7 protein-coding genes are annotated in these 9,141 nt (G+C 73.0%); 4 read left to right on the forward strand and 3 right to left on the reverse strand.

What is annotated here, in order from left to right:
• The first annotated feature begins 468 nt into the window (after positions 1-468).
• Positions 469-1,494 (forward strand): ATP-binding cassette domain-containing protein, encoded by a 1,026-nt coding sequence (locus ABT063_RS00135; protein ID WP_351054779.1) that lies wholly within the window; start codon positions 469-471, stop codon positions 1,492-1,494.
• Positions 1,491-2,306 carry an ABC transporter permease gene (locus ABT063_RS00140; protein WP_351054780.1) on the forward strand — a complete coding sequence of 272 codons (816 nt, stop codon included), beginning with the start codon at positions 1,491-1,493 and terminating at the stop codon, positions 2,304-2,306. Before ABT063_RS00135 ends, ABT063_RS00140 begins: the two co-directional genes overlap by 4 nt.
• A gap of 29 nt (positions 2,307-2,335) precedes the next feature.
• Here ABT063_RS00140 and ABT063_RS00145 read toward each other — a convergent pair whose 3' ends face one another.
• A complete protein-coding gene (locus ABT063_RS00145) occupies positions 2,336-6,016 on the reverse strand; it encodes an AfsR/SARP family transcriptional regulator (RefSeq protein WP_351054781.1) in 3,681 nt (1,226 codons plus the stop codon).
• A gap of 150 nt (positions 6,017-6,166) precedes the next feature.
• Between ABT063_RS00145 and ABT063_RS00150 the strand changes: the two genes are divergently transcribed.
• A complete protein-coding gene (locus tag ABT063_RS00150) occupies positions 6,167-6,967 on the forward strand; it encodes a site-2 protease family protein (RefSeq protein ID WP_351054782.1) in 801 nt (266 codons plus the stop codon).
• A 6-nt stretch (positions 6,968-6,973) separates the two neighbouring features.
• On the opposite strand, the gene ABT063_RS00155 is transcribed toward ABT063_RS00150, so the two are convergent.
• Together ABT063_RS00155 and npdG are read right to left on the reverse strand one after the other, a co-directional pair.
• The gene (locus ABT063_RS00155; protein WP_351054783.1) at positions 6,974-7,153 is read right to left on the reverse strand and encodes a hypothetical protein; all 180 of its coding nucleotides are present in this window, start codon (positions 7,151-7,153) and stop codon (positions 6,974-6,976) included.
• A gap of 75 nt (positions 7,154-7,228) precedes the next feature.
• Complete coding sequence (npdG, locus tag ABT063_RS00160) at positions 7,229-7,939, reverse strand: NADPH-dependent F420 reductase (RefSeq protein WP_351054784.1); 711 nt, start codon at positions 7,937-7,939, stop codon at positions 7,229-7,231.
• A gap of 255 nt (positions 7,940-8,194) precedes the next feature.
• Here npdG and ABT063_RS00165 point away from each other — a divergent pair, with 255 nt between their 5' ends.
• Entirely contained in the window at positions 8,195-8,800 is a 606-nt protein-coding gene (locus ABT063_RS00165; RefSeq protein ID WP_351054785.1) for a hypothetical protein, read from the forward strand.
• The last annotated feature ends 341 nt before the right edge of the window (positions 8,801-9,141 follow it).

The following is a 9,141-nucleotide window of genomic DNA, read 5'->3' on the forward strand; positions in this document are numbered from 1 at the left end:
ACCCCCACGGGAACGCACCCCGGACCCGCACGGGGGATGCACCCCAGACCCCCACGGGAACGCACCCCGGACCCGCACGGGGGATGCACCCCAGACCCCCACGGGAACGCACCCCGGACCCGCACGGGGGATGCACCCCAGACCCGCACGGAGAACGCACCCCAGACCCCCACGGGAACACACCCCAGACCCGCACGGAGAACGCACCCCAGACCCCCACGGGAACACACCCCAGACCCGCACGGGGGTGCTCCCCGGACCCCATCGGCCTGAACGGCCTCGTCCACAAACGCCGGACGGGCTGAGATGTGGTGCGCCTTTCGACCTACCGAGTCGGGTGGTGGGTGGGCATAGGTCGGGGGTCCGGGGGCGGAGCCCCCGGGCGGTGGCGCAGCCTGTCGGTGAGCCGTAGGCGGCTGTCGGTGGTCTGTCGGTGGTCTGTCGGTGCGTCCTGACACCGTCGTGGTCATGACGCGAATCGACAAGAACCCCGACCGCGCCGGCAGCGCCGTCACCGTGCGGGGCCTGGTCAAGCACTACGGCGAGACCAAGGCGCTGGACGGTGTCGACCTGGATGTGCGGGAGGGCACGGTGATGGGGGTGCTGGGGCCGAACGGCGCCGGGAAGACCACCCTCGTGCGGATCCTGTCCACCCTGATCCGTCCCGACGCCGGGCAGGCGACCGTCGCCGGTTACGACGTCGTACGGCAGCCCCGGCAACTGCGGCGGACCATCGGACTCACCGGGCAGTACGCCTCCGTGGACGAGAAGCTCCCCGGCTGGGAGAACCTCTACATGATCGGGCGGCTTCTCGACCTGCCCCGCAAGGAGGCACGCGCGCGTGCCGACGCCCTGCTGGAGCGCTTCTCGCTCACCGAGGCAGCCAAGCGGCCGGCGGCCACGTACTCCGGCGGTATGCGGCGGCGGCTGGATCTGGCCGCCTCGATGATGGGGCGGCCCGCCGTCCTCTACCTGGACGAGCCCACCACCGGTCTCGACCCGCGCACCCGTAACGAGGTGTGGGACGAGGTCAAGCGGATGGTCGGCGAGGGCGTGACCGTGCTGCTCACCACCCAGTACATGGAGGAGGCCGAGCAGCTCGCCTCCGAGCTGACCGTGGTCGACCGCGGCAAGGTCATCGCGGGCGGCGCCATCGAGGAGCTGAAGGCGAAGGTCGGCGGGCGGGCGCTGCGGGTCCGGCCGGCCGACCCGGTGCAGCTGCGGCCGCTCGCCGCCGCGCTGGACGAGCTCGGCATCACCGGGCTCGCCAGCACCACCGTGGACGCCGACCGGGGTGCCGTACTGGTCCCGATCCTCAGCGACGAGCAGCTGACCGCCGTGGTCGGCGCGGTCACCGCGCGCGGCATCACGCTCTCCTCCATCACCACCGAACTGCCCAGCCTGGACGAGGTGTTCCTGTCCCTCACCGGCCACCGCGCCAGTGCCCCGCAGGACGCCGTACCCGCCGACGACCGCCAGGAGGTCGCCGTATGAGCGCCGCCACCGCAACGACGATCACCACCGACGCCCGGATCCCGCTGCGTGGTCATCTGCGCCACACCGGCGCGCTCATCCGCCGCAACCTGCTGTGGATCCGGCAGGACCCGGAGTCGATGTTCGACGCGCTGCTGATGCCGATCGTCTTCACCCTGCTGTTCGTGTACGTCTTCGGCGGCTCGATCGGGCAGGCCCTGGGCGGCGGGCAGGACGGGTACGTGCAGTACGTGATCCCCGGCATGATCGCGATGATGAGCATGACGCTGTCCCAGGGCGTCGGCACCGGCTTCAGCCAGGACTTCAACTCCGGTGTCATGGACCGCTTCCGGTCCCTGCCGATCGGGCGCGGCTCGGTGCTGTTCGCGAAGGTCTCGGTGGAGCTGGCGCGGATGATGTTCGCGACGACCGTGCTGATGATCGTCGCCGTCGCGGTCGGTTTCGACATCGCCAGCTGGCCCGGTCTGTTCGCGGCCGTGGGTCTGTCCGCGGTGTTCGCCTCGTCGATCATGTGGGTGTTCCTCACCCTGGGCGTGATCCTGAAGAACGCGCAGTCCGTGCAGGCGATGGGCTTCCTGGTGCTGTTCCCGCTGCAGTTCGGCTCGTCGATCTTCGCCCCGACGGCGTCGATGCCGGGCTGGCTGCAGGCGTTCACCGACTACAACCCGCTGTCCACGCTCGCGGACGCGGCCCGCGGGCTGATGGTGGGCGGCCCGGTCGCGCACGACCTGTGGGTGACCCTCGCCTGGTCGGTGGCCATCACGGCGGTCATGGCGCCGGTCGCCATCCACAAGTTCCGCACGAAGAGCTGACCCGCCGGCGCCCGCGCGGCCGGTACGCGTCAGACCAGGGCGGCGGCCTCCTCGAGGGAGAGGCCGCCGCCCTCCGCGTACGCCGCCTCGTAGGCCTCGTCGTCGAGCGCGGCGCGCACGCGCGCCACGGCTCGGTCGCGTGCGTCGCGCTCCATGGCCATCGCGACATGGCCGGACGGCAGCATGCTGTCGGCGGCGCCGAGGCACCGGGCGGCGTCGCGGGCGCGGCTGCCGCCGTCGATGCCGGCGAGGGCGATCGCCGCGACGGTCAGGTACGAGGAGCGCAGGTGCGGAGCGATGACCATGGCCAGCGGGTCCTCGGCCCGTTCCATCGCCTGCCGGATCCGATCCAGGCAGTCCTCGTGGCGGCCGTCGGCGGCGTCCAGCCAGGCCTCCGCGAAGAGGATGAAGGCGTCGAAGACGACGAAGTAGGCGATCTTGAACTCCTCGCGCAGCAACCGGAGTTGCTCGCGCGCCTCGGGGACCCGGTCGGTCATGCCGAGCCGGCCGGCGAGGTAGAGCCGGGCGGCGGGCATCGCCTCGTGGCCCGAGCCGTCCTTGCGGCCGATCACCTCGCGCAGCAGCCGCTCCCCCCGCTCGCACTCGCCGTCGTCCAGCAGCGCGTTGCCCAGCCGGGCGGCGAGCACCGCCGCCTGGGCATGGGCACCGAGCCGTTCGGCGTACCCCATCGCCGCCTCGTAGTCGGTGGCCGCGAGCCCGTACGCGCCCTGGCGTTCGTGGGCCTCCGCGCGGGCGGAGAGCGCCTCGGCGGTGCCCCACAGGTCCCCGAGGCGCCGGTAGATCGCCAGCGACTCGTCGGCGTCGCGCGCCGCGTCGCCCGCCCAGTCGGCGCGGTTGGCGAGCAGGTTGGCGCGCATCTGGAGACCGGCGGCGAGCTCCCACTCGAAGCCGGGCGCGCCGCGGCAGGTGTCGACGGTGGCGTCGACGATCAGGCGCACCCGGTCCATGTCGCCGGTGAGTATGACGGCGAAGAACCAGAGGGAGCCGGGGGTACGGCAGGTCTGCGGCAGACCCGGCTCGTAGGTCTCGGCGATGGCGCGCAGCTTCTGCTGCGCCTGCGGGGTCTGCCAGGCGTCCAACTCCGTGTCCATGCAGGCGAGATGGACGAGGTGGACACCGCGCCGGGCTTCCGCGAGGACCTCGCCGGTCCAGGGGGGTGGGGTGTCCGTGCAGCGCTGCCACACCGGGGCGGCGCGACGCACGGGCGGGGCGAAGGGGTCGGGGCCGAGGACGTGTGCCTCGCGGGACCAGGTGCGGGCTATCAGGCGCAGGTCGCGCATCTGCCAGTACCAGGCCATGGCCAGCACCAGGCACAGCACCTCCTGCTCGTCGCGCATGGCGACGGCGCGTTGCAGCGCGGCGCGGATGTTCTCGGCCTCGCGCTCGAGCCGTTCGATGGCCTGGAGCTGGCTCGGGCCACGCAGCAACGGTTCGGTGGTGCGGGCGAATTCGCGGTAGTACGTCAGATGCGCGCGCTCGGCGTCCGCGCGCTGACCGGCCTCGTCGAGCCGTTCGCCCGCGTACTCGGCGACGGTTTCCAGGAGCCGGTAGCGCATCTCGCTGTCCCTGGAAGGGGCCGCGACGACCAGGGACTTGTCGACGAGTGAGCCGAGTGCGTCGAAGGCGGCCGGGCCGCACACGGCCTCGGCGGCGGCGAGGTCGCAGCCGCCGGCGAACACGGACAGCCGCCGCAGCACCTCCCGTTCGTCCTCGTCCAACAGCTCCCAGGACCAGTCGACTACGGCCCTGAGCGTCTGCTGGCGGGGCAGGACGGTCCGGCTGCCGGAGGTGAGCAGGCGGAAGCGGTCGTCGAGCCGGTCGGCGATCTGACGCGGGGTCAGCATGCGCAGACGGGCGGCGGCGAGCTCGATACCGAGGGGCAGTCCGTCGAGGCGCCGGCAGATCTCGGCGCAGGCGGCCGCGGTCTCCTCGTCGGCCTCCACCCGGAAGCCGGGCCGGGCCGCCGCGCCCCGGTCGGCGAGCAGCCGCAGCGCGACCGGCTCGGGCAGTGGCTCCACGGGCCGCAGCAACTCCCCCGGCACGCCGAGGGGTTCGCGGCTGGTGGCCAGCACCGTCAGGTCGGGGCAGCGCTCCAGGAGCTCCTCGACGAGCCGGGCGGCGGCGTCGACGACGTGCTCGCAGTTGTCGAGGATCAGCAGCATACGGCGGCTGCCGCAGTGCTCGGCGAGCCGCTCGACGGGGTCGTCGTGCCGCTCGGCCCCGGCCCGCATCGCCTCGGCACCGGCGCCGTACAGCACGGTCTCACGGGCGCCGACGGCGGTGAGCACGGCCTCCGGCACGGCGTCCGGGTCGTCGACGGGAGCGAGTTCGGCCAGCCACACCCCGTCCCGAGCCGCGTACCGCACGGCCTCCGCGGCCTCCTGCGACAACCGCGTCTTCCCGGCCCCACCGGGGCCGATCAACGTGACGAGCCGGGCGGCCGCGAGGTCTCCCCGGATGGCCTCGATGTCGGTTTCACGGCCGACGAAGGAGGTGAGGCGGGCGCGGAGGTTGCCGGGGGGCGGGGGGTCCGCGGTGTCAGCGGCCGGGGGGCGGGGGCTGAGGCCGGGCGCGGCGGCCGAGGCGGGGATGCCGGAGGCGGGGACGCCAGAGGCGGGGACGCCAGAGGCGGGGACGCCGGAGACGGGGACGCCGGAGACGGGGACGCCAGAGGCGGGGACGCCGGAGACGGGGACGCCGGAGACGGGGACGCCAGAGGCGGGGGCGTCCGCCCCGCGGCCGGCCGGACCTTGGGACCCGGAGCCATCACCGTTGGGAATACGCCGGCGGGACGACCGTCCACCGGGAGCGTGCGTACCCGCTCTGTGGCCCGACGGGCCGGGGGCCGCCGCCCCCGAGCCGGACGGCGGGAGGGGGGCGTTGGCTGAGCCGGAGGATCCCGCCGACTGCGCGCCGGAGCCTTGTCGGCCGCCGTCCCCGCGTTCGTGTTCGCCCCCGGCCACCGGCCGCAGCAACTCCCCGTGCAGCGCCCTCAGTTCCGGTCCTGGATCGGTCCCGAGGCGGTCCGCCAGGAGCTGTCGTACGTCCTCGTAGGCGGCCAGGGCCTCCGCCGTGCGGCCCGCGTCGCGCAGGGCGCGCAGGCGGAGGGCCTGGAGGGGCTCGTCCAGCGGGTGGCTGTCGCACAGCGCGGTCAGCTCGGGCAGCGACTGTTCGGCGTGGCCGAGGGCGAGCGCGGCGGTGTGGCGGGCGCGCCGCACGTCGAGGTGCCGGGTCTGCCATCGGGCCGCCTCGGCGGTGCGGTCGGGCAGGTCGGCCAGGGCCGGACCGCGCCACAGGGCGAGGGCGTCGTCGAGGACGACGGCGGCCTTGGCGGGATCGCCGTCGGCCAGCGCGCGCACGCCCTCGTCGGCCAGGCGCCCGAAACGATGCAGGTCGATGTCGTCGGGCGCGGCGGTGAGGCGGTAGCCGCCGTCCACCGAGGCGACCGCCTCCGCGCCGAGCGCCCGGCGCAGCCGCCCGACGAGTGCCTGGAGCGCGCCCGTGGCATCGGCGGGCGGGTCGCCGTCCCAGACCTCGTCCACCAGGAGCCCGGCGGGCACCGTCCGGCCGGCCCGCAGCGCGAGCACGGTCAGCAGCGCACGCAGCCGCGCCCCGCCGACCGGAAGGGCCGTGCCGTCGGGGCGGAGTGCCTGGGTGGTGCCGAGGATGCGGTAGCGCACGGGGTCCATTGTCTCTGGGGACAGTCCGACTCCGCTTCCGGGTTTCGGACGCGCGGGAGGTTCCCCCCGGAACCCCCGACCACCCACGAGACGTTTTCCCCCCGCGCCCGGTACGGTCGGGCAGTCCCACCGCGTGTTCACGAGTGTCCAGGGAGCCCCATGACCACCGCCACCACCCGCCACAGCGACCGGCGGGTCAGCCCCGTCTTCGTCGGGATCGTCGCCGTCACGGCGGTGACGGGCTGGGCCACCTGGACCGGGTTCGCCGAGCAGCCCGGGTTCTCCGTGTTCCTGTTCGTGACGGCCGCGTGGATCGTCTCCCTGTGCCTGCACGAGTACGCGCACGCGCGCACCGCCCTGCACAGCGGCGACATCTCGATCGGCTCGAAGGGCTATCTCACCCTCAACCCGCTGAAGTACACCCACGCGCTGTTGAGCATCGTGCTTCCCGTGCTGTTCGTGATCATGGGCGGGATCGGTCTTCCCGGCGGTGCCGTCTTCATCGAGCGCGGGCGGATCCAGGGGCGGTGGCGGCACAGTCTGATCTCGGCGGCCGGACCGCTGACGAACGTGCTGTTCGCGGTCGTCTGCACGGCGCCGTTCTGGCTGGACGCGCTGGACGGCGTGCCCCGGGACTTCCGGTTCGCCCTCGCCTTCCTCGCCCTGCTCCAGGTCACGGCCGCGCTGCTGAACTTCCTGCCGGTACCCGGCCTGGACGGCTACGGCGTCATCGAGCCCTGGCTGTCGTACAACATCAAGCGCCAGGTGGAGCCGTTCGCGCCTTTCGGCCTGCTGTTCGTGTTCGCGCTGCTGTGGGTGCCGTCGATCAACAGCGCGTTCTTCGAGGTGATCGACTCGATGCTGCGCAGCCTGGGGATCAATGAACTGGAGACGTACTGCGGACAGGAGCTGTACCGCTTCTGGCAGGGGACGAACGAGTTCTGCCAGGTCAGCCCGTGAGGGAGCTCAGCCCGTGAGGGACTTCCGAGCCTTCTCCCGCTTCACGTAGTACCAGGTCATGTTGGACGACAGGCCCGCGAGCAGCACCCAGACGATGCCCAGAAAGCTGCCCTGGACGAAGGAGACGACCGCCGCGGCCACGGACAGGAGGCAGACGGCGAGGGCGTAGAGGGCGAGGCGGGGCATGGGGGCTGTTCTCCTGTTTCTCCTGTCGGGGGACACTGCCGCACTGGCTTGTGCCGACCAGTGTCCCCCATCGGCTCACACGTCCGTGACGCGGAGCCCGGCGTGTGCCTTGTAGCGCCGGTTGACCGAGATCAGGTTGGCGACCAGCGACTCCACCTGGTGGGCGTTGCGCAGGCGCCCCGCGAAGATGCCGCGCATGCCGGGGATACGGCCGGCCAGGGCCTGGACGATCTCCACGTCCGCCCGCACCTCGCCGAGGACCATCACATCGGTGTCGATCTCGTCGACCTCGGGGTCCTGGAGCAGGACCGCCGACAGGTGGTGGAAGGCGGCGGTGACCCGGGAGTCGGGCAGCAGGGCGGCGGCCTGTTCGGCGGCGCTGCCCTCCTCCGGCTTCAGCGCGTAGGCGCCCTTCTTGTCGAAGCCGAGCGGGTTGACGCAGTCGACGACGAGCTTGCCCGCCAGTTCCTCGCGCAGGGACTCCAGGGTCTTGCCGTGACCGTCCCAGGGCACGGCGACGATCACGATGTCGCTGCGCCGGGCGGTCTCGGCGTTGTCGGCGCCCTCGACGCCGTGGCCGAGCTCGTCGGCGGCGGCCTGCGCACGGTCGGCGGCCCGCGAGCCGATGATCACCTTCTGGCCGGCCTTGGCGAGCCGGTAGGCGAGGCCCTTGCCCTGCGGGCCGGTCCCGCCGAGCACGCCGACGACGAGTCCGGAGACGTCGGGGAGGTCCCAGGGGTCCTTGGCGGGGGCCTTCTGTGCACTGTCGGTATCGGTAGAGGTCATGGGCCGACTTTACGTCCGCCCCGCGGGCCGGAAAGGCTCGGGTGAGCTCCGTCACGGGCACCCGCCGGAAGCCGATCGTCTCGTACGCGCCGAAGTCGCCCGTCTCGCCCGTCGCGCTTCAGCACGATGTCGGGACGGTGGCGGTCGGTATGGTCGGGCTCCTTGCTGGACAGTGGCTCGATTCCTTGCCCAAGTTGGGCGAATTCGGGGTGAACTGGGGGTCACGAGCGGCCGGTTGGGGCAGGATGCGGTCGCATGGATGCCGTACGGGTCGCGTTGTTGCGCGAAGTGCTCGCCGGGACGGAGTGGTTGGGGTCCACGCGGCGGTTCGCGGGGGCGCTGCGGGGATCGGTGGTGTCGCACGGCGGGGGGCTGCTGCTGGTCGGCACGGCGGAGTACGAGCCGTGGCATCTCGCGGCGCACCTGGTCGACGAGGCCGCGTGGTCGGGTACGCCGGAGCTGGCCCCGACACTCGTACGGCATGACCCGCGTCCGTCGGATCCGGCCCATCTGGCGGTCGGGCTGGGGCGGCTCGCGGGGGCCCGGCGCGGCGAGACACTGCTCGTGGTGTCGCCGGAGGGACCGGGTGCCGCGCTGCTGGAGCGGGTGCATGATGCCCGGCGGGCCGGGGCGGCGGTGCTGGCCCTCGGGGACGGCGGGGGCGAACTGGCGGCGATGGCACACGAGTCGCTGGCCGTACCGGAGGGTGCCGAACTGGACCTCGACACCGTGCAGCACCTGGTCAGCGCGGCGGCCGGGGAGAACTCCCTGCCGTCTCCCTCCGGGGGGCGCCGGCGTTTTCGGGACAGGCTGTCGAGGCTGACGGACGCGTTGACGGCACCGCCGCCCGCCCGCTGGTGACTTGCCCACCCACCCGACTCGGGCGTCGAACTGCCTCCGGCAGACGGGGATCGCCGACTCGGCCGGTGCCTGCCTGCGGCAGACAGGCGTCATGCCGCGCCGGGTTCCCTGCCCGCGGCAGACAGGCGTCGCCACGGCACGACCGACCCCCCGCCCACCGCAGGCAAGCACCACCACACCACGACCGGGCCCCGCCCACAGCGGACAAGCCTCACCACAACACAACCGGCCACCCCCCATCGGCCGCCACGCACCGCCACAGCGCCATCGACGCCCGCCAGCGCCAGACAAGCGCACCACCACACAACCCAACCCCCACCCACAACAGACAGCCTCACCAC

The sequence above is a fragment of the Streptomyces sp. NPDC002838 genome (assembly GCF_040295365.1).
Lineage (GTDB): Bacteria > Actinomycetota > Actinomycetes > Streptomycetales > Streptomycetaceae > Streptomyces.

Bases quoted from the DNA above. Each gene is read 5' to 3' on its own strand.
- ABT063_RS00135 (WP_351054779.1), top strand. From the start codon at position 469: ATGACGCGAATCGACAAGAACCCCGACCGCGCCGGCAGCGCCGTCACC.
- ABT063_RS00140 (WP_351054780.1), top strand. From the start codon at position 1,491: ATGAGCGCCGCCACCGCAACGACGATCACCACCGACGCCCGGATCCCG.
- ABT063_RS00145 (WP_351054781.1), bottom strand. From the start codon at position 6,016: ATGGACCCCGTGCGCTACCGCATCCTCGGCACCACCCAGGCACTCCGC.
- ABT063_RS00150 (WP_351054782.1), top strand. From the start codon at position 6,167: ATGACCACCGCCACCACCCGCCACAGCGACCGGCGGGTCAGCCCCGTC.
- ABT063_RS00155 (WP_351054783.1), bottom strand. From the start codon at position 7,153: ATGCCCCGCCTCGCCCTCTACGCCCTCGCCGTCTGCCTCCTGTCCGTG.
- npdG (WP_351054784.1), bottom strand. From the start codon at position 7,939: ATGACCTCTACCGATACCGACAGTGCACAGAAGGCCCCCGCCAAGGAC.
- ABT063_RS00165 (WP_351054785.1), top strand. From the start codon at position 8,195: ATGGATGCCGTACGGGTCGCGTTGTTGCGCGAAGTGCTCGCCGGGACG.